General features: G+C 69.0%; 16 protein-coding genes and 1 riboswitch. Of the genes, 8 read left to right on the top strand and 8 right to left on the bottom strand.

The window, feature by feature from the left end:
* Positions 1-4 precede the first annotated feature (4 nt).
* Positions 5-3,496 (bottom strand): ribonucleoside-diphosphate reductase subunit alpha, encoded by a 3,492-nt coding sequence (locus DFR72_RS47200; protein WP_090068943.1) that lies wholly within the window; start codon positions 3,494-3,496, stop codon positions 5-7.
* A gap of 107 nt (positions 3,497-3,603) precedes the next feature.
* A riboswitch (cobalamin riboswitch) is annotated at positions 3,604-3,815 on the bottom strand.
* Positions 3,816-4,012: 197 nt separating this feature from the next.
* Positions 4,013-4,561, bottom strand: a complete 549-nt coding sequence (locus DFR72_RS31600) for a LysE/ArgO family amino acid transporter (protein WP_090069163.1) — start codon at positions 4,559-4,561, stop codon at positions 4,013-4,015.
* Between the two features lie 99 nt (positions 4,562-4,660).
* Here DFR72_RS31600 and DFR72_RS31595 point away from each other — a divergent pair, with 99 nt between their 5' ends.
* From DFR72_RS31595 to DFR72_RS31570, 6 genes are all read left to right on the top strand, one after another.
* A complete protein-coding gene (locus tag DFR72_RS31595) occupies positions 4,661-5,518 on the top strand; it encodes a LysR family transcriptional regulator ArgP (RefSeq protein ID WP_090069165.1) in 858 nt (285 codons plus the stop codon).
* A gap of 32 nt (positions 5,519-5,550) precedes the next feature.
* Complete coding sequence (locus tag DFR72_RS31590; RefSeq protein WP_090069166.1) at positions 5,551-6,279, top strand: SDR family NAD(P)-dependent oxidoreductase; 729 nt, start codon at positions 5,551-5,553, stop codon at positions 6,277-6,279.
* An 80-nt stretch (positions 6,280-6,359) separates the two neighbouring features.
* Positions 6,360-7,067: a DUF998 domain-containing protein gene (locus DFR72_RS31585; RefSeq protein ID WP_245983685.1), complete on the top strand. Its 708-nt coding sequence runs from the start codon at positions 6,360-6,362 to the stop codon at positions 7,065-7,067.
* A complete protein-coding gene (locus DFR72_RS31580; protein WP_090068945.1) occupies positions 6,992-7,402 on the top strand; it encodes a type III secretion system chaperone family protein in 411 nt (136 codons plus the stop codon). The genes DFR72_RS31585 and DFR72_RS31580 overlap by 76 nt, the downstream gene beginning before the upstream one ends.
* Positions 7,402-7,962: a TIGR03086 family metal-binding protein gene (locus DFR72_RS31575; protein ID WP_090068946.1), complete on the top strand. Its 561-nt coding sequence runs from the start codon at positions 7,402-7,404 to the stop codon at positions 7,960-7,962. The genes DFR72_RS31580 and DFR72_RS31575 overlap by 1 nt, the downstream gene beginning before the upstream one ends.
* Positions 7,963-7,978: 16 nt before the next feature.
* A complete protein-coding gene (locus tag DFR72_RS31570) occupies positions 7,979-8,317 on the top strand; it encodes a hypothetical protein (protein WP_143086845.1) in 339 nt (112 codons plus the stop codon).
* Here DFR72_RS31570 and DFR72_RS31565 read toward each other — a convergent pair.
* Genes DFR72_RS31565 through DFR72_RS31550 form a run of 4 tightly spaced genes read right to left on the bottom strand, consistent with a single transcriptional unit; the run spans position 8,310 to position 12,340 of the window.
* Positions 8,310-9,008 (bottom strand): class I SAM-dependent DNA methyltransferase, encoded by a 699-nt coding sequence (locus DFR72_RS31565; protein ID WP_090068949.1) that lies wholly within the window; start codon positions 9,006-9,008, stop codon positions 8,310-8,312. The two genes, DFR72_RS31570 and DFR72_RS31565, sit on opposite strands and share 8 nt — an antisense overlap.
* Positions 9,001-9,669 (bottom strand): DUF3800 domain-containing protein, encoded by a 669-nt coding sequence (locus DFR72_RS31560; protein ID WP_090068951.1) that lies wholly within the window; start codon positions 9,667-9,669, stop codon positions 9,001-9,003. Before DFR72_RS31560 ends, DFR72_RS31565 begins: the two co-directional genes overlap by 8 nt.
* Positions 9,669-11,282 (bottom strand): vWA domain-containing protein, encoded by a 1,614-nt coding sequence (locus DFR72_RS31555; RefSeq protein ID WP_090068953.1) that lies wholly within the window; start codon positions 11,280-11,282, stop codon positions 9,669-9,671. Before DFR72_RS31555 ends, DFR72_RS31560 begins: the two co-directional genes overlap by 1 nt.
* The gene (locus tag DFR72_RS31550) at positions 11,279-12,340 is read right to left on the bottom strand and encodes an ATP-binding protein (protein ID WP_090068955.1); all 1,062 of its coding nucleotides are present in this window, start codon (positions 12,338-12,340) and stop codon (positions 11,279-11,281) included. The genes DFR72_RS31555 and DFR72_RS31550 overlap by 4 nt, the downstream gene beginning before the upstream one ends.
* 157 nt (positions 12,341-12,497) lie before the next feature.
* Between DFR72_RS31550 and DFR72_RS31545 the strand changes: the two genes are divergently transcribed.
* Entirely contained in the window at positions 12,498-14,183 is a 1,686-nt protein-coding gene (locus DFR72_RS31545; protein ID WP_090068957.1) for a cellulase family glycosylhydrolase, read from the top strand.
* A gap of 102 nt (positions 14,184-14,285) precedes the next feature.
* On the opposite strand, the gene DFR72_RS31540 is transcribed toward DFR72_RS31545, so the two are convergent.
* Entirely contained in the window at positions 14,286-15,764 is a 1,479-nt protein-coding gene (locus tag DFR72_RS31540; protein ID WP_090068959.1) for a glutamate-cysteine ligase family protein, read from the bottom strand.
* Positions 15,765-15,889: 125 nt separating this feature from the next.
* Positions 15,890-16,375: an RICIN domain-containing protein gene (locus DFR72_RS31535; protein WP_090068960.1), complete on the bottom strand. Its 486-nt coding sequence runs from the start codon at positions 16,373-16,375 to the stop codon at positions 15,890-15,892.
* 227 nt (positions 16,376-16,602) lie between these two features.
* Between DFR72_RS31535 and DFR72_RS31530 the strand changes: the two genes are divergently transcribed.
* Entirely contained in the window at positions 16,603-18,360 is a 1,758-nt protein-coding gene (locus DFR72_RS31530) for an AfsR/SARP family transcriptional regulator (RefSeq protein WP_090068962.1), read from the top strand.
* Position 18,361: the final 1 nt, after the last annotated feature.

Raw genomic sequence — 18,361 nt, 5'->3', positions numbered from 1 at the left:
TCGGTCACTGGCAGGCCTCGCACTCGGGGTCGGTGATGGAGCAGCTCGGGTCGACGGCGACGGGGGAGACGGCGTTGAGCTTGCCGTCGGTGCCCTGCAAGGTGGACTTCTCCACGTGCGTCGCGCTCTGCGTGCGCAGGTAGTACGTGGTCTTGAGGCCGCGCAGCCACGCCAGCTGGTAGAGCTCGTCGAGCTTGCGGCCGCTCGGCTGGGAGAGGTACAGGTTCAGCGACTGCGCCTGGTCGATCCACTTCTGCCTGCGTGAACCGGCCTCGACCAGCCACGAGCTGTCGACCTCGAACGCCGTGGCGTACAGGGCCTTCAGGTACGGCGGCACCCGGTCGATCGCGCCGAGGCTGCCGTCGTGCAGCTTGAGGTCCGAGACCATCTGCTCGTCCCACAGCCCGCGCTGCTCGAGAGCCCGCACCAGGCCGGGGTTGACCACGGTGAAGTCACCGGACATGTTCGACTTCACGTACAGGTTGCGGTACAGCGGCTCGATCGACTGGTTCACCCCGGTGATGTTCGCGATGGTCGCGGTCGGCGCGATCGCCATGACGTTCGAGTTCCGCATGCCCTCGCGCGCCATCGCCCTGACCGGCGCCCAGTCCATCGTGGACTCGCGGTTCTGCTCCAGCTCACCCCCGGCGCGCGTGGCGGCCAGGATCTCGACCGAGTCGATCGGCAGGATCCCCTTGCTCCACAAAGATCCCTCGAACGACGCGTAGGCGCCGCGTTCCCGCGCCAGTTCAGCGCTCGCGGAGATCGCGTAGTAGCTGATCTCCTCCATGCTGCGGTCGGCGAACTCGACGGCCTCCTTCGACGCCATCGGCGTGCCGAGCGTGAACAGCGCGTCCTGGAAACCCATCAGCCCCAGGCCCACGGGCCGGTGCTTCAGGTTGGAGTTCCTGGCTTCCGGGATCGTGTAGTAGTTCACGTCGATCACGTTGTCGAGCATGCGCACCGCGGTGCGCACGGTCTTCTCGAGCCGCGCGTGGTCGATGCCGTCCTCTGTCACGTGCCGCGCGAGGTTGACACTGCCGAGGTTGCAGACCGCGACCTCGTCGACGGCGGTGTTCAGGGTGATCTCGGTGCACAGGTTGGACGAGTGCACGACACCGCTGTGCTGCTGCGGCGAACGCAGGTTGCACGGGTCCTTGAACGTGATCCACGGGTGGCCGGTCTCGAACAGCATGGTCAGCATGCGCCGCCACAGGTCGACGGCGGGAAGCCGGCGGAAGACCTTGATCTCGCCGTTGTCGGCCATCTCCTCGTACGCGCGGTACTTCTCGGCGAACTCGCTGCCGAACGCGTCGTGCAGGTCCGGCACCTCGTCGGGGGAGAAGAGCGTCCACTGGCCGTTCGCGCGCACGCGGCGGATGAACTCGTCCGGCACCCAGTTCGCGGTGTTCATGTCGTGCGTGCGGCGGCGTTCGTCGCCGGTGTTCTTGCGCAGGTCGAGGAACTCCTCGACGTCGATGTGCCAGGTCTCCAGGTAGGCGCAGACAGCGCCCTTCCGCTTCCCGCCGTTGTGAGCGAGACCGGCCGTGGTCATGTAGGACTCGTCGGTCTCGACCTTGAGGTCGAACACCGTCGGCACGACTTCGGTCTCCCTCACGTCCCGGACGCGCGAGAACACCATGCCGGCGTGCTCGATCCAGTTGCGCTTGGTGATCGGGCGGCAGCCGACGAGCTCGGCGATGCCTGGGACAGCGGGAACCCGGATGTCGAAAGTCTTGGTCACGCCGGAGAAGCTGATCTGAGTTCCGTTGGAGCGAGTGCCAGTGTGGTTCTGCTCGCGTTCGCGATGCTGCCCTGCGGACGGCACGCCCAGGCGCAACAACTGGTACCGGATGCCTGCCGCCAGCGCGGGGGACGTCGTGGTGAAGTAGACCTCGACGCCGCGGGAGACCCCGCCGTCTGTTTCCAGGAGTCCTTGGAGCAGGTTCCGCGTCTGCGCGTGCGGGAGGTGCGAGAACCGGCGGGCGATGCGCTTGTGACGGTGCTCGTCGTACAGATCGCCGTAGGTGAACGGCAAGGTGGGTTCGCCCGCTCCGAGGATGCGGCCGGTTGTGGAGTCGCGTCGGACCCCTCGGCCGGACGCCCAACAGATCTGGCGGTACGTGCTTTCTTCCCGGCCGTTCTCCCAGTAGTGGATCCCGCGTTCGGAGAGGTAGTGCTGTACGAAATCGAGATGGACGTCCAACTCGGGGTTACCCGACACACCCCACTGGTAGCCATCCTTCGACAGATGCCCGTCACCCAAGAGGATCCCGTACAGCCGCGCGTCGTCGTCAGTCAGATCGTGGACCGGGACGATCTCCTTCGGAACAACCTGGGCAACGTAGTCGCCTTTCTCCAGGTTGCCGGCCTCGATCCACTCCGGCCTGACCTTGTCGTCGGTCAGCCACTTGAGGGTGCGGCTGTTCGCTTGTTCCATCGGAACACCCTTGATGGCGTAGAACGGGTGCCCCGTCGTGACTTTCAGCGTCTCCACGGAGTGCTTGACCTTCACCTCGACCATCGGGTCGGCTTGGTCGTAGAGCATCACATCAGTGACCTCGCGGTAGTTGCCGCTCACACCGAGCACCAGGTCGCCGATCCGGATGTCCTTGATCGCCTTGGCTCCGTCGGCGGTGTAGACGCCGGTCTCCGGTGCGAAGCACTGATTCACGGCTACCGCGGTGTCGTTCGCGACCTTGAGGAACGGCACGACGCCCTGCGACTTGCCGTTGGTGCCCTTGATGTGCGCGCCGATGCCGCGCACCGGGGTCCAGTCGTTGCCGAGACCGCCGGCGAACTTGGAGAGCAGCGCGTTGTTGCTGATGCCGTGGAAGATGGCGGCGAGGTCGTCGTCCACGGTGGTGAGGAAGCACGACGAGAGCTGCGGGCGTGTGGTGCCGGAGTTGAACAGGGTCGGCGTCGAGCACATGAAGTCGAAGCTCGACAGCAGCTCGTAGAACTCGATCGCGCGGGCGTTCCGGTCGTCCTCCTCGAGGGCGAGGCCCATCGCGACGCGCATGAAGAACGCCTGCGGCAGTTCGTAGCGGCGGTCGTCGTGGTGCAGGAAGTAGCGGTCGTAGAGCGTCTGCATGCCCAGGAACTGGAAGTTCAGGTCGCGGGAGGCGTCGAGCGCCGCACCGAGCCTGGTCAGGTCGAAGTCGGCCAGACGCGGGTCGAGCTGGCCCAGCTCGATGCCGTGGCGGACGAACTGCGCGAAGTACTCCGGGTAGCGCTCGGTCATCTCGGCGTGCGACAGGGGGATTCCGCAGGCCTCGGTGCGGAGCTTGTCCAGCAGCAGGCGGGCGCTGACGTAGGAGTAGTCCGGGTCGTGCTCGACCATCGTGCGGGCGGCCATGATCGGCGCGAGTGCGAGCTCGGCGTCGGTGATGCCGTCGTAGAGGGTCCGCTTGGTCTCGGCCAGAACCGCCTCGGCCGACGCGTGGGGCAGGTCGGCGCAGGCTTCGTCGATGACCACTGAAAGGCGGTCGGGCACGCTCTCTCCTCCGAGATCGGCCCGAGGAAACGCGTGCGCGCACCAGCGGTCGACACCACTGGTGCACACAGCCGCCCTCCCTCGGGGCACCGTGTCGTGCGCGCAGGCTTGCGCGCACACCAATGGCAGGTCTTCGGACTCGTGGGCGTACCTCTGGCGCCTACCGGCCGTCGCTTCCCAGGTCTCGCGACCCAGTGCTTCGTTGACGGCTTTCGTTCCCACTCACCGCTGCGGGGCAGTCCCGGACTTTCACCGGGTTCCCTCTTGCCTCACCGGCCCGGTTGAGTCGGGTCGGTGAACCACTAGCGCGGCAGATACTACATGTGGTGGTGGGGTCTTGATCACCACCCAACATGCGCGTGTCGTGGGTTAGGGTCGAGAACGTGGATGATCTTCGGCCTCGGGTCGTCATCGGTGCTCTGGTCAGCGCGGGGCTCGCCTCGGCGTCCCTTTTCGCAGGGACGGCGGCGCCCGTGGCGAGCGGTGTCCTGGCCGTCGCGGCGGTGCTGGTGATGATCACGACCCGGCGATCAGGGTCACCCCGAGAGTGATCATCACGGCGGCGATCAGGCCGTCCAGCACCCGCCACGCGCGGGGCTTCGCGAACAACGGGCTGAGCAGCCGCGCGCCGAACCCGAGCGCGACGAACCAGGTGATGCTCGCCGTCACCGCTCCGACCCCGAACAGCCAGCGGCCGGCCGCGATCGAGCCGAGCAGCACCAGCGTGTCGAGGTACACGTGCGGGTTGAGCCACGTCAGCGCGAGCGCCGTCAGCACGGGCCGGCTGCTCGTCTCCGTTCCCGCGTTGAGCGCCGACGGCCTGAACGCCCTGCGCGCCGCCAGAAACCCGTATCCCAGCAGGAAGATCCCGCCCACGACGGCGGCGACAGTGATGGCCTGCGGGAACTTCTTCACGATCACGCCGAACCCGGCGACGCCCACCGCGACCAGGATCGCGTCCGAAAGCGCGCACACGGCGACGACCTCCACGACCGCCTGCCGGCGAAGTCCTTGGCGCAGCACGAAAGCGTTCTGCGCGCCGATCGCGACGATCAGGGTCATCATGGTGCCGAAGCCGAGCAGCAGGTCAGTCACGAGTTCCACGGTATTTACGCGGTCTTGATGAGGCCAGCTAAAGATTCTTAAGTAGCATTAGTCGCTGTGATGGATCTCGACCTGGTGCGCACGCTGCTCGCGGTCGTCGACGCGGGCACGTTCGACGCGGCCGCCACCGCGCTGCACGTCACTCCTTCCGCTGTCTCGCAACGCATCAAGGCCCTGGAGCAACGGACTGGCCGCGTGCTGCTGGTGCGGGCGCGCCCGGTCCGCCTGACGCCGTCGGGCGAGGTGATCGTCCGTTACGGTCGGCAACTGCTGGCCCTGGACCAGGACCTCGACGCGGCACTGGGCGAGGACGCGGTGGTGCGGGTGCCGATCGCGGTGAACGCCGACTCGCTCGCCACGTGGTTCCTGCCCGCCCTGCAACGGGTGTCACCTGACCTGCGGATCTCCTTCGACCTGCACCGCGAGGACCAGGACCACACGACGGCGTTGCTGCGGCAGGGGCTGGTGATGGCGGCGGTGACGTCCTCGCGCGAGCCGGTGGCGGGCTGCTCGGTGACCAAGCTGGGCGAGATCCGTTATGCGGCAATGGCCTCGTCGTCCTTTGTGGAGCGCTACCGGGACGGCCTGCCGAAGTCGTGGCTCCCGGACGCGCCGGTGGTCGTGTTCGACCGCAACGACGACCTGCAGGACCGCTTCGTGCGCACGCTGACCCGCGGGCGCGGCGCCTCGGATCACCGCCACTACGTGCCGTCGTCCGAGGTGTACGTGCGGGCGATCGTGGCCGGGCTCGGCTGGGGAATGGTGCCGCCGCAACAACTCCAGGACGGTCTCGTCGACCTCGTGCCGGGTCGCACCATCTCGGTGCCGCTGTACTGGCAGCAGTGGAAGCTCGACTCGCCGGCGCTGACCGCGGTGGCCGAGGCGGTGGCGGCCGAGGCGGGCGTGGCGCTGCGGTAGGCGTTAGCCTCGACGCCATGACCGGCGAGCCGATGAACCTCAACGGGAAGACCGCAGTCATCTACGGCGGTGCGGGCAACGTGGGCGGCGCGATCGCCGCCGCGTTCACCGAGGCGGGGGCCAGTGTGCACCTGGCCGGCCGCACGGAGGCGACGCTCAAGGCGAAGGCCACCGAACTGGGCGCCGAGTACGCCGTGGTCGACGCGCTGGACGAGCAGGCGGTGGACCGGCACGCCGCCGCGTTCGAGCGGATCGACATCTCCGTCAACGTCACGACCGACAACGACGTGCAGGGCACGCCGATGGTCGAGATGAGCGTCGACGACTACCTGAGTCCCGTCGTGTCGGCGGTCCGGTCGAAGTTCCTCACGGCCAGGGCGGCGGCGCGGCACATGATCCGGCAGCGGTCCGGCGTCATCCTGTTCTTCGGCGGTACCGGTGAGCCGTCGGCGCACCGGAAGTGGCAGCTCGGCGGTCTGCTCGTGGCGTTCGACGCGGTGGAGTCGATGCGGCGCCAGCTCGCGGCCGAGCTCGGTCCGCACGGTGTGCGGGTGGTGACCCTGCAGACCGGCGGGATTCCCGAGTCGGTTCCGGCCGAGCACCGGGCGCCGATCGAGGAGGACATCGTCGGCGACACGCTGCTGGGGCGGGCGGCGACGCTCGGTGACGTGGGGCGGACGGCGGTGTTCGCGGCCTCGGACTGGGGGCGCACGATCACGGGAGCGCAGGTCAACATCACGTGCGGGAGCGTCTTCGGCTGATCCTGTCGGGTTGCTGGGGGCAACCTGTCGGGTTCCTGAACCCAGGAACCCCGCGCGTTCGCCGGGACGTTGTCCGTTATGTGCTCATACCTCGTCTGGCCGCCATCGGCGGTTCGCTCGCCGTCGTCGCGACGATCGCCATGGTCGGTCTGCTCGACCTGACCGTCGGGTCGCTGCGGCGCACGATCAGCGAGTACGCGCTCGGTGACTACCGCCCGGTCTTCGACGTCGCCGTGGTGCTGCTGGCCGTCGGATCGCTCGCGATCCTCGGCGTGCTGGCGCACAAGGGGCTGACGAGGTGGTGGTCCGGTGGCTCCATAGCGCTCGCGCTGTGGTCGGCCGGCCTGTTCCTCGTGGTGGCGTTCCCGAAGACGAACTGGGCCATGGGCACCAACGAGCTCAGCGGCAGCATCCACCGGTTCGGCAGCATGCTCGCGTTCGTCAGCCTGCCGATCGCCGTCATCCTGCTCGCGCGGCCGTGGGTGCGGGACCACGTGTGGGGGAAACACGCGCGGTGGACGATGGCGTCCGGTTTGTTGAGCGTTGTCGCATTCATGCCGATCTTGTACGCCATTGTGACCGGCATGGTGTCCGACGTTCGGTGGTGGCGCGTGTTCCCGTTGGGTTACATAGAAAGGATCTTGCTCATCGCCGAGGTGGGCGCCGTGCTCGTGGTCGGGCTGTGGGCCGTCGCGGCAAGTAGGGTTGCGCCATGGCGAGTTGGGGAGACCTCGCGGATTACGTCCGCGCCACGTACGACGTCATCCACGACGAGGGCGAGGAGCTGAGGATCCTCTGCACCTTCGGTGACGTGGAGGAGGACGAGGACGACCGCACGCAGGTCGTGATCATCGTCCGGGAAGTGCTCGACAAGATGCACGAGTGGGTGCAAATCGCCTCCCCGTGCGGGTTGGCCAAGGACGTCGACCTGCGGGCGGTGCTGGCGGAGGTGGGCAACTCCACCGTCGCGTGCGGCCTCGCGATCATGGGGGAGCACGTCGTGGTGCGGCACTCGCTGCCGCTCAAGGATCTGGACATCCACGAGTTCACCGACCCGCTCCAGTTGCTCGCCGGTACCGCGGACACGCTGGAAGAGCAGTTCTGGGGAGGTGACGGCTACTGATGTTCGACCTGACCCCTGCGGCGGACCGGCTCGCGGGTCTGGTGCGCACCGTGACGGACGGCGACCTGAAGGCGCCGACCCCGTGCCCCGGCTACACCGTCGGCGACCTGCTCGACCACGTCAACGGCCTGTCGGTCGCGTTCACGATGGCGGCGCTGAAGACCCCGCTGGAAGGCGCGGGCACCGGTGACGCCTCCCGGCTGCCGCTCGACTTCCGCGAGTCCGTTCCACAGCGGCTGGCGGAACTCGCGACGGCCTGGCGTGCGCCGGAGGCCTGGGAGGGCATGACCCGCGCGGGTGGCGTCGACCTGCCCGGTGAGGTCGCGGCGGCCGTGGCGCTGGACGAGATCGTGCTGCACGGCTGGGACCTGGCGAAGGCGACCGGGCAGCCGTTCGAGGTCGAGGAGGACCTGCTCCAGGTCGTCCACGGCTTCGTGTCGTCGATCGGCCCGGACGACCGGGACGGCTCGCTCTTCGGAGCCGCGGTGGAGGTCGGCTCGAACGCGCCTCTGCTCGACCGTGTCCTGGGACTCAGCGGACGCGATCCCGGGTGGGCCTAGGTTAGGCTCTCCTAACGTGAGAGCCATTACGGTGCAGGTTCGGGCAGGGCTGGGCGTGGGACGTCTCGCCGCCGCCATGCAGTCCCTGGTGGAACTGCATCCTGAGCTGTGTCGTTCCGGCTTCGCGCACCACGAGGTCGCGGATCCCGCCGCCGCCACCCCCGCGGCCCTCGCGGAGGCGGAGGCGGGGCTCGACCTGCAGACCGGCGTCCTCATGCACCTCGTGTGGCTCGACGCCGGCCCTGCCCGCACCGGCCGGATCGTGCTGGTGCTGCACGACATCGTGGCCGACCGGCTGCCCAGGATCCTGCCGTGGCTGGTGCAGGCCTGGAAGCAACCGGTGCTCGTCAGCTGACCTTGCGCGCCAGGAACACGTGTTCCCGGCCCGGCCGGTCCGGCGCGTCCCGCACGTCGACGACCTCGAAGCCGCAGCGCACCAGGCTGTGGCTGACCTCGGCGCGCGAGCGGAACCGCAGCGTCGAGTCCGAGGTGATCACCGAGCCGTCCGGGAAACCGTAGGTGTGGCGGAAAGTCACGAAAGGCATGCTCACGTCGAGCAGGTCGAACTGCTCGCGCACGCCGACCAGCACCCGCGGCTTCACCCGCGCCCAGTCCTCCCAGGCCCGTTCCTCCGGCCGCCGCGTCTCGAACGCGAAGTGCCCGCCGGGTCGCAGCGCACCGTGCACGCCCCGCAGCGTGGCCTCCCAGTCGTCGCCGAGGAACACCTGCGCCACGTTTCCGGTCATCGTGGCGAGGTCTACCGACATCTGGGGCAACGTGGTGGCATCGCCGTGGATCCAGGTGACCCGGGAGTCCTTGGCGCGAGCGATCTCCAGTGAGGCCAGCGCCGGATCCACCCCGACGACCGTGCGGCCGGATGAGGCGAGCAACACAGCCAGACGTCCTGTGCCGCACCCGACGTCGAGCACGCTCCTCGCCTCGACCTCGGCCGCGATCCCGAGATATAAGTCCAGGTCCAGGCGTGGCCCGTCGAAGGCGTCGTAGATTTTTGCCAACCGGGGGTCGGCGAATATGGCGTCAGGCATTCCACATCGTAGGCCCGACGACGAACGGCATCAGCAACTCGATCACCTCTCGGTCCGGCTTTCCGTTCAGTTCCTCCTCCGCGACGCGTCGCGCGATGCCCGCCAGGAAGTCCGCGACCTGCACGCGGGCGTCGTGCTGCGAGTCGACCAGCGTCAGGCTTTCCAGCCGTGGAGCCAGTTCCTTGAGCCTCTGGATCCGCCCGTCGGTCAGCGACAGCTGCTGGTCGTGCACGATCGACACCGGCCCGTCCCACTGCGCCACAGTCCGCAGTATCGCCGGGAACAACGGGTCGAGCGCCCCGCGTGGGCCACGGGCGCGCAGCAGGTCGTTGTACAGCTCCAGGGGCCCGGTCACCGAGCCGAACTCCGCCCGCACCCGCGAGGCCAGGTACCGCCGTTTGTCGACCAGCTGCACGCGGGCACGACCGGCCAGCGGACCGTCCTGGCCGAGGAACCACAGCAGCACCCAGCGGTTCTTCGTCCGAAGCAGGTGGTTCGCCTTGTATTCCAAGGCAGGTGACCTGATCATCTGGCGCAGTGCCTCGACGCACGCCGAAGCCTCGGCCTCGGACAGCGACACCCCGGCGTGCGCGAAGACCGCCGTGACCCCGCCGACGAGCTTCTCGCCCTCGGACCCCGACTCGTCGCAGGCGATCTCCATCAGGACATCCGGAACACGGGGCCACGCGCGCGGAACGGCAGGTGCGCGCCCGCCGGTATGAGGAACGCGTGCTCGCGCCGGATCCGCAGCACGTCGCACCCCCCGTCGGTGATCACCAGGACCGGGCCGCCCGAGGGGAAGTCGTCCGCGCGTTCGAGCAGGTCGACGCCGGGCTGCAGCACCGTGCCGCCGCGCCCCCGCACCGCCACCCGTCCCGCGATGTCCTCGACGGGCACATATCCGGCGTCATATGCCGTCGCGTCACAGAAAACCACGCGTGCGGCGGGTACGTCACGTGCCGCGGCGTAGGAGGCGATCGCGCCCAGCGCCTTGCCCAGCAGCCTCGGGTCCATCGAACCGGACGTGTCGAGCACGACGCCGAACGTCGGCCGTGCCTCCAGCGACTCCGGCCGCACCCAGCCGGGCCGCGGAATGTCCGGAGTGGACGCTTGCCGCCGGGACGCACGTGCGTAGGTGCGCCGTTTCTCCACGGCCGGAACGAACTCCTCGAACCACCGCGCCAGCTGGACGTCCCACGACAACGGCGGGTGCTCCAGCGCCCTGATCTCCTCGACCAGCCCTGCCGGCAGGAGTCCGCGGGACGACGTGTGGTAGCCCAGGCCGGTCAGCAGAGCACGCCGGTAGAACTCGTCCAGGTCCGTCACGTCAGCGGGCCCGCGCAACGGTTCGCCGAGCAGATCACCCTGGTGGTTCCCGCGCAGGGTCAGCAGCTTGCGGTACCGCCTCAGGTCCACCGCGATCCGGTCGTACACCGACTCCGCCGACAGGCCGCGCAGTTCCGGGTCGTGCAGCACGCCCTCCGGTGGCGAGCCGACGGCCATCTCGACGAGCCAGCCGTTCACCACGAAGTCGGCGGCGATGTTCCACAGGTACGGATCGCGCCCGCCGACCCGGTCGCAGTGGCGCAGCGCGGCGTGCAGCATCTCGTGCGCGAGCACGAACCGCCACTCCTGCTTCGTCAAGCCGGCCAAGGGGTTCACGTAGATCTCGGCCGAGGCCGTCGACACCGCCGCGATCGAGATGTCCCAGCCCCGCGCCAGTTCCGCGTCCGCCACCACCTCCATCGTCGACGCCAGCGCGCCCAGCAGCGGGTAGTTCGACACGAACCAGCCGAGCGCGAGGTCCCACTGGCTGCGCACCGGCCGGGAGTCGGACAACGACGACCGCGCGCCGCCCGCCACGTCGATCGCGGCCACGGCGGCGTTGGACAGGCCGGAGGCGAACCGCTCGGCCCACTTCTCCGGGTGCGCGGCCGGTCCGCCGCGCACGCACCGGCCCGGCTCCCACGAGAACGGGCGGGTGCCGAGCCGGATCGCGGGCTGGAAGTCCAGCACGTCGTCGCAGGACGCCGTGCCGAACCCCAGGTGCAGCAGGCAATGCGCGAACACCCACACCCACTCGGCCTCGCCCGCCTTGCGCGTCGGGTGCGCGCGCATCGACCCGTCCAGCGAGATGTCCGCCCACGGGTGGTCGGAGTTCCGGCTCTCGAAGCTGCTCAACGGCGCGAACAGCGGATGCAGGCGGATCTGCGCGCGTGCTGCCTCGAAGTCCAGGGCGGCCTGGTCGACGAAAGCCTTCCTGCGCTTGCTCATGCGCGCGCCGCGACCAGCCGGGGCAGATCGCGGGTGACCTCGACGAGGAACCACGCGGGCAGCACCGGGTTGCCGTCGTCGTCGGCCGCGATCACCATCTGCGCGATCTCCAGCGACAGCTCCGCCAGTTCCAGCAGCAGGGCCTTGCCGCGGTGCGCGAGCTGCTTGCCCGCCGCCGACGCGTGCGCCTTGTCGTGCGGCAGTTCCTTCACCAGCCGCGCGCGGAACGCCTCGCCGAGGAAGTAGAGCAGGTCGCGGTCCTGGGGTGCCGACGGCCAGCGGACGTCCCCGCGCAGCACGGCCTCCAGCCCGAACGCGTTGCGCACGGTCTTCACGAACGCCTTGAACATCGACGCGTGGTTCGCGGTGACCGTGCCGAACGCCAGCACCCCGAGCACGTCCTCGGAGATGTCGTCGCCGAACGAGTGCAGCGCGTCGGACAGCATGTGCCAGCCACGCGGCGTGGAGAACGTCTCCTCGACCTTCGGCGCCGCGCTCCACAGGTGGTCCGGGCGTTGCGTCAGGTACTCCAGCACCCACGGGTGGATGTTGCTCTCACGCGCCCATGCCAGCCAATCGCGCGCGGACGCCGTGAGGTGCACGTGGATCATGCGGTTCACGAGTGCGGACGCCATCGGGCGCGCCAGGGCGTTGTCGACCGCCCGGTTGCCGGCGCCGATCACGATCGAGCCCTTCGGCAGCTCGTAGGAGCCGATCCGGCGGTCGAGGATCAGCGAGTAGAACGCCTTCTGCACCTCGGGGGAGCTGGCGTTCAGCTCGTCGAGGAACAGGCAGTAGGGGTCGTGCCGCGCGATGGACTCCGGCGGCGCGAACCGGGACCGGCCACCGACCAGTTCCGGAACTCCGATGAGGTCCTCCGGCGCCAGCTGCGTGCCGAGCAGCGTGACGCACTCGAGGCCCAGTTCGGTGGCGAACTTGCGGACGAGTGAGGACTTGCCGATACCCGGTGCTCCCCAGAGGAAGACCGGCCGGACGACGGCGACGTGCAGCAGCACCTCCGGGAGCTGTGCTGGTGTCACGGTGACTGTGGATCGCATCAGGTGGTCGAGGATCCCAAACCCGGTTGGTTCCGGTCGCCCGAATTTGTTGACACGGGCAGAGGTCTAGTGCTGTGATTCAAGCCACTACTGATAGGAAAGCTTCTTAACTAAATCGCCGCCGCGCCCTGCAGTCCCCCTTACACAGGAGGCACCTGTGGCCAGACCCCTGTTGTTGGTCGTCCCGGCAGCCTTGGCACTCGCTGTCGTCCCGGCCGTCGCGATCGCCGCCCCGGTCCAGTACCAGGCGGAAAGCGCGACCATCTCCAACGGCCTCGTCGAGTCGAACCACGCCGGCTTCACCGGCTCCGGCTTCGTCAACTACGACAACGAGGTCGGCAGCTCCGTCGAGTTCACCGTCGACGCGGGCACCGCCGGTCCGGCGACGCTCACGTTCCGGTTCGCCAACGGCCAGACGGCGAACCGCCCGATGGACATCTCGGTGAACGGCTCTGTGGTGGCGAGCCAGCTCTCGTTCCCGAGCACGGGAGCGTGGACGTCGTGGACCACCAAGTCCACGACCGTCACCCTCAACGCGGGCTCGAACAAGATCAGGACTGTCGCGACGACGGTCAACGGCGGCCCGAACCTGGACCGCATCGACGTCGACGCCCAGTCGGGCACGCCGGACACCGCGGCCCCCTCGGTTCCCGGCAGCCTGCGCTCCACCGGCACCACGGCGTCCTCGGTGTCGCTGGCGTGGAACGCGTCCACCGACAACGTGGGCGTGACCGGGTACGTGCTGTCCAACGGGCAGACCGCGTCCGGCACCACCCACACGGTCTCCGGCCTCACGCCGGACACCGCGTACACCTTCACCGTCCAGGCGCGTGACGCGGCGGGCAACCTGTCCGGTGCGTCGAACTCCATCTCCGTGCGCACCCAGCCTGGCACGCCCGGCGGCACCAGGCCGCACGACATCAACGGCCTGCTGCGCGTGTGCGGCGTGCAGCTCTGCAACCAGTACGGCAACCCGATCCAGCTGCGGGGCATGAGCACGCACGGCATCCAGTGGTACCACCAGTGCTCCAAGTCCCAGTGGTGGGACGCGCTGGTGAACGACTGGAACGCGGACTTCATCCGCGTCGCCATGTACATCCAGGAGGACGGTTACGAGACCGACCCCCGCAAGTTCACCGACATGATGCACGGCTACATCGAGGAAGCCACGCGCCGTGGCATCTACGTCCTCGTGGACTGGCACCAGCTCTCGCCCGGTGACCCGAACTACAACCTGTCGCGCGCCAAGACGTTCTTCACGGAGATCGCCAACCGGCACAAGGACAAGACGAACATCATCTACGACATCGCCAACGAGCCGAACGGCACGTCGTGGTCGCGGGTCAAGTCCTACGCCGAGCAGATGATCCCGGTCATCCGCAACATCGACCCGGACAGCCTCATCGTCTCGGGCACGAACGGCTGGTCGACGTTCGGCCACTCCGACGGCGACTCGCCGTCCGAGGTGCTGAACAACAGGGTCAACGCGACCAACTTCATGTACTCGTTCCACTTCTACGCCCAGGCCCACAAGGACGCGTACCTCAGCGTCCTGGACCAGGTGTCGAGCCAGGTCCCCGTGTTCGTGACCGAGTTCGGCACGCAGGCCGCGTCCGGTGGTGGGTCCAACGACTTCACCATGTCGCAGAAGTACATCGACCTGATGGCCCGCAAGAAGATCTCGTGGGCCAACTGGAACTTCTCCGACGACGGCCTGACGGGTGCGGTGTTCAAGACCGGTACCTGCTCGGGTACCACGTTCGCGGGCACCGGCGTCCTGAAGCCGGCCGGTGTGTGGGTGCGCGAACGCATCCGGACTCCGGACAGTTTCTTGAACGAGTAACCAGTACAGGCAGGGTGTTCCCATGAGCAGCCGGGGCGCCTGTAGGGCCTGACAGAGCGCATGGTGCGGGGTGTGGCCTGCTTTCGGTCACACCCCGTTCCGCTACGTCAAAGGCCAGGTGTGCACGGGTTCGTTGGCGTGCATCAGGTCCACATAGGTCCGCAGCATCGTGCGCAACGCGTCCGCCCGGTCCATGTGCGTGTGGTCGTAGTGCCGGTGGAACTCCCGCGCCTGCCAGGTGGCGCCGTTGACACCGCTCAGGCACCGCTGCTCGATGACGCCCAGCAAACGGTCGCGCTCCGACGAGTCGACGCCCCACCGGATCAGGCCCTCGTGCGCCAGCGGCAGCAACCGGCGCAGCACCAGTTCGACGACCGGTACCGTGCCGACGCCGGGCCAGTACATCTGCGCGTCCATGCCGTTGCGCGAGGCGGCGTTGAAGTTCTCCTCGGCCGCCTGGAAGCTCATCTGCGACCACAGGGGACGCTCGTCCTCGGCCAGTGCGCGCACCAGGCCGAAGTACAGCGCCGCGTTGGCCAGGGTGTCCACGACGGTCGGGCCGGCGGGCAGCACGCGGTTCTCGACGCGCAGGTGCGGCCGGTCGCGCACCACGTCGTACACGGGCCGGTTCCAGCGGTAGATGGTGCCGTTGTGCAGCTTCAGCTCGCTCAACGCGGGCGTGTCGCCCTTGTCGAGCACCGCCAGCGGGTCCTCGTCGTCGGTGATGGGCAGTAGCGCGGGGAAGTAGCGGACGTTCTCCTCGAACAGGTCGAAGATCGAGTTGATCCACCGCTCGCCGAACCACACGCGCGGCCGCACGCCCTGGGCCTTGAGCTCGTCGCCGCGGGTGTCGGTGGCCTGCTGGAACAACGCGATGCGGGTCTCGCGCCACAGCTCCTTGCCGAGGAAGAACGGCGAGTTCGCGCCCACCGCGACCTGCACGCCCGCGATGGCCTGGGCGGCGTTCCAGTAGGCGGGGAACTGCTCCGGGCTGACCTGCAGGTGCAGCTGCGTGCTCGTGCAGGCGGCCTCGGGGACGATCGAGTTCGCCGTGAGGTGCAGGCGCTCGACACCGTCGATGGAGATCTGCAGGTCCTCGCCGCGCGCGGCCAGCACCTGCTCGTTGAGCAACGCGTAGCGCGGGTTGCCGGAGAGCAGGTCGGGGGAGATGTCCTTGCTGCGCAGGGTCGGCAGGATGCCGTTGATGACCATGTGCGCGCCGACCTCGCGCGCCTTCTCCTCGGCGGAGTTGAGGCTGCGCCGGACGGTCTCCTCGAACGCCGTGATCCCACCGCCCGCGAGCCGGCGCGGGGCCACGTTGATCTCGATGTTCCACTGGCCCAGCTCGGTCACGAAGTCGGGATCGTCGATGACGTTCAGCGCTTCGTGGTTCTTCATCGCCGGATCGCCGTGCTCGTCGATGAGGTTGATCTCGATCTCGAGGCCGGTCATCGGCCTTTCGAAGTCGAAGCGGGCCTCACGCAGCATCCGCGCGAACACGTCGAGACAACGCCGCACCTTGGTGCGGTACCGCGTGCGGTCCTCGCGGGTGAACTCGTGCTTCGCGACGTCCTCGCCCATGGTGGCCTCCCGGCGGTCGAGGGTTCACCCCACCACTGTGCACCATGATTGATCAAGCCGACACTCGTGTCTCTTTGTTCCGGAACGGCGGGCCGCCTCCGAAGACGGCCCACCGGCGCCCGGTGTCAGCCGGCCAGGATGCTCCACCGCGTGGAGGAGCCGCAGGGGTCCAGGCCGACAGCCTGCGGGCTGCCGCCGGGGCCGTTCAGGCACTGCCCGGTCGGCACGTGGTGGATCTTCGTCGGCGAGGTGCCGTCGGTCGTCCAGCTCGTGGCGGTGTTGGTGCAGATGGAGGTGGTGTAGATGGATCCGCCGTTGCTGCCCGCCAGACACAGGCCGGTGGCGACGTTGCGGAACTTGCCCGGCGTGAAGTTGTCCCACCTCTGGTTGTTGTTGCCGTTGCAGGACAGCGTGTAGACGCGCCCCTCAGAGTTCGAGTCCAGGCACGCGCGGGTGCTCGCGTGCAGGATCCTCACGACCGCCGCGGCGGTGACGTCGTCCTGCGTCGCCGGAGCCGCCGTGGCGGAGGCGGGTGCGATCAGCGCCGCGCCCACCGCCGCGAGCACAGCCCCCGTGCCGGCGGTCCGGCGCAGCATTCCCCTGAGTTCCATGTGGTTCCCCTCTGTGTAATCGCGGATCTCCCGTGATCCGGAAGGGAAGTTAGGGAGCCGCTCTACACGGCACCTACAAGCCCGCCACAAGAATCCGGCCGGCTCGGGCAACCTCCGGCCCGTGTCCGCGCGTGATAGCGCTGTCACTGTCCGAAGTCGTGCATGGACCGGGTGGGGGAACCTTGGTTGCTACCGCGACGTTCGCTGTCTTCGGACCGCTGTGCGTCATGAACAACGGCCGACGCCTGCCGCAAGTAGGCCGGCGGCAGCGGGCGCTGCTGGCCGCGTTGCTGGTCAGAGCACGTCAACCGGTCAGCCTGCCCGCCGTGGTCGAGGCCATCTGGGGCGAACGGCCACCCGCGTCGGCGATCGCCAACGTGCACACCCACGTGAGCCGGCTGCGGCGTGAGCTGGCCTCGATCGGTCTGGCGGACCGGCTGGTCACCGGCAGCGGCGGCTACCGGCTGCACGTCGAGCCGGCCGAGCTCGACAGCACCCTCTTCCAGAGTTCCGCCGAGGAGGCGCGGGCCGCGCTGGCGTCGGGGGACGCCGTGAAGGCCGTGGCGGTCTGGGAGGAGGCGTGGTCGGGCCGGCGGGGTGAGCCGCTGGAGGACGTGCCGCGGTGCGGGTGGCTGGAGGGCGAGGTGGTGCGGCTGGAGGAGATGGCGACCGCCGCCCGCGAGGACTTCGCCGACGCACGCCTGGCAGCCGGGCAGTTCGGCACCGTCGTCACCGAGTTGAGCGCGCTGGTGCGGCAGTTGCCGTTGCGGGAGGGGCTGTGGCGCCGGCTGATCCTCGCCCAGCACCGGGCCGGGCGCCGGGCCGAAGCGCTGGAGACCTACCGGGCGCTGCGCGCGGTGCTGGTCGAGGCGCTCGGGGTCGAGCCGTGCGACGAGATCCAGCGGCTGCACCAGGAGGTGCTGCGCGGCACGTCCCCGTTGGTGCGGCCGATGCAGCTGCCGCCGGGAGCGGAGGACTTCGTCGGGCGCGCGGGCGAGACGACCGAGCTGGTCAGGATTCTGACGGAAGAGCGAAGACCTGCCGTCATCGTGGGCAAGGCGGGTGTCGGCAAGACCGCGCTCGCGGTGCGGGTGGCGCACGAGGTCGGGCCTGAGTTCCGCGGCGGGCAGCTCTACGTGCGGCTGGGCGGCACCTCGCCGTCGCCGCGTGATCCGGCGGCCGTGCTCGCGGAACTGTTGATCGCGCTCGGCGTGCACCCGCACGCGGTGCCGGACGACCTGGACGCCCAGGCCGCGCTGTACCGCTCGCAGCTCGCCGCACGGCAGGTGCTCGTCGTGCTGGACGACGCGGCGGGCATGGCACAGGTCCGGCCGCTGTTGCCGGGGTCGGAGGGGTCCGCCGTCCTGATCACCAGCCGGGTGCAGCTCGTGGAGACGGCGGGCGCGCACGCGGTGCACCTCGACGTTCTCGGCCCGCAGGACTCGGTGCGACTGCTGGCGTCGATCGCCGGGCACGACCGGACGGCCGCGGAACCCCTCGCCGCCGCCGAGGTCGCACGCTGCTGCGGCAACCTGCCGCTGGCGTTGCGGATCGCCGGGTCGCGGCTGGCCCGGCGGTCCCACTGGACGGTCGGGAGGCTGGCCGGCCTGCTGGCGTGCGAGAGCACGCGCCTCGACGAGTTGCGCATCGACGACCTGGAGGCGCGCGCCAGCCTGGCGTTGAGCTACCAGGCGCTGCCCGCGGACCAGCAACGGGCGTTCCGGCTGCTGAGCCTGCTGGACACGCCCGACTTCCCCGGCTGGGTGGCCGCACCGCTGCTGGAGATCGAGGTGCCAGCCGCGGAGGAGATCGTCGACAGCCTTGCCGACGCGCACCTGCTGGAGTCCGCCGGTCCAGGCCGCTACCGGTTCCACGAGTTGCTGCGGGTGTTCGGGCGCGAGCGGGCACAGGACCAGGACGCGGCCGGTGCCCGCATGGGCGCACTGCACAGGGCGTTCACCGCTGTGCCGTCATCGGCGTGCTGAC

It is taken from the genome of Lentzea flaviverrucosa, from assembly GCF_003350445.1.
In the GTDB taxonomy this organism is placed as follows: domain Bacteria; phylum Actinomycetota; class Actinomycetes; order Mycobacteriales; family Pseudonocardiaceae; genus Lentzea; species Lentzea californiensis.
The sequence above is the reverse complement of the archived record's forward strand: the minus strand, read 5'-3'. Positions and strand labels throughout refer to the sequence as shown.

Excerpts from the sequence above, each read along its gene's own strand:
- DFR72_RS31560 (WP_090068951.1), bottom strand. The coding sequence starts at position 9,669 with ATGGAGATCGCCTGCGACGAGTCGGGGTCCGAGGGCGAGAAGCTCGTC.
- DFR72_RS31555 (WP_090068953.1), bottom strand. The coding sequence starts at position 11,282 with ATGAGCAAGCGCAGGAAGGCTTTCGTCGACCAGGCCGCCCTGGACTTC.
- DFR72_RS31600 (WP_090069163.1), bottom strand. The coding sequence starts at position 4,561 with ATGATGACCCTGATCGTCGCGATCGGCGCGCAGAACGCTTTCGTGCTG.
- DFR72_RS31575 (WP_090068946.1), top strand. The coding sequence starts at position 7,402 with ATGTTCGACCTGACCCCTGCGGCGGACCGGCTCGCGGGTCTGGTGCGC.
- DFR72_RS31565 (WP_090068949.1), bottom strand. The coding sequence starts at position 9,008 with ATGCCTGACGCCATATTCGCCGACCCCCGGTTGGCAAAAATCTACGAC.
- DFR72_RS31580 (WP_090068945.1), top strand. The coding sequence starts at position 6,992 with ATGGCGAGTTGGGGAGACCTCGCGGATTACGTCCGCGCCACGTACGAC.
- DFR72_RS31550 (WP_090068955.1), bottom strand. The coding sequence starts at position 12,340 with ATGCGATCCACAGTCACCGTGACACCAGCACAGCTCCCGGAGGTGCTG.
- DFR72_RS31540 (WP_090068959.1), bottom strand. The coding sequence starts at position 15,764 with ATGGGCGAGGACGTCGCGAAGCACGAGTTCACCCGCGAGGACCGCACG.
- DFR72_RS31530 (WP_090068962.1), top strand. The coding sequence starts at position 16,603 with ATGAACAACGGCCGACGCCTGCCGCAAGTAGGCCGGCGGCAGCGGGCG.
- DFR72_RS31535 (WP_090068960.1), bottom strand. The coding sequence starts at position 16,375 with ATGGAACTCAGGGGAATGCTGCGCCGGACCGCCGGCACGGGGGCTGTG.
- DFR72_RS31590 (WP_090069166.1), top strand. The coding sequence starts at position 5,551 with ATGAACCTCAACGGGAAGACCGCAGTCATCTACGGCGGTGCGGGCAAC.
- DFR72_RS31595 (WP_090069165.1), top strand. The coding sequence starts at position 4,661 with ATGGATCTCGACCTGGTGCGCACGCTGCTCGCGGTCGTCGACGCGGGC.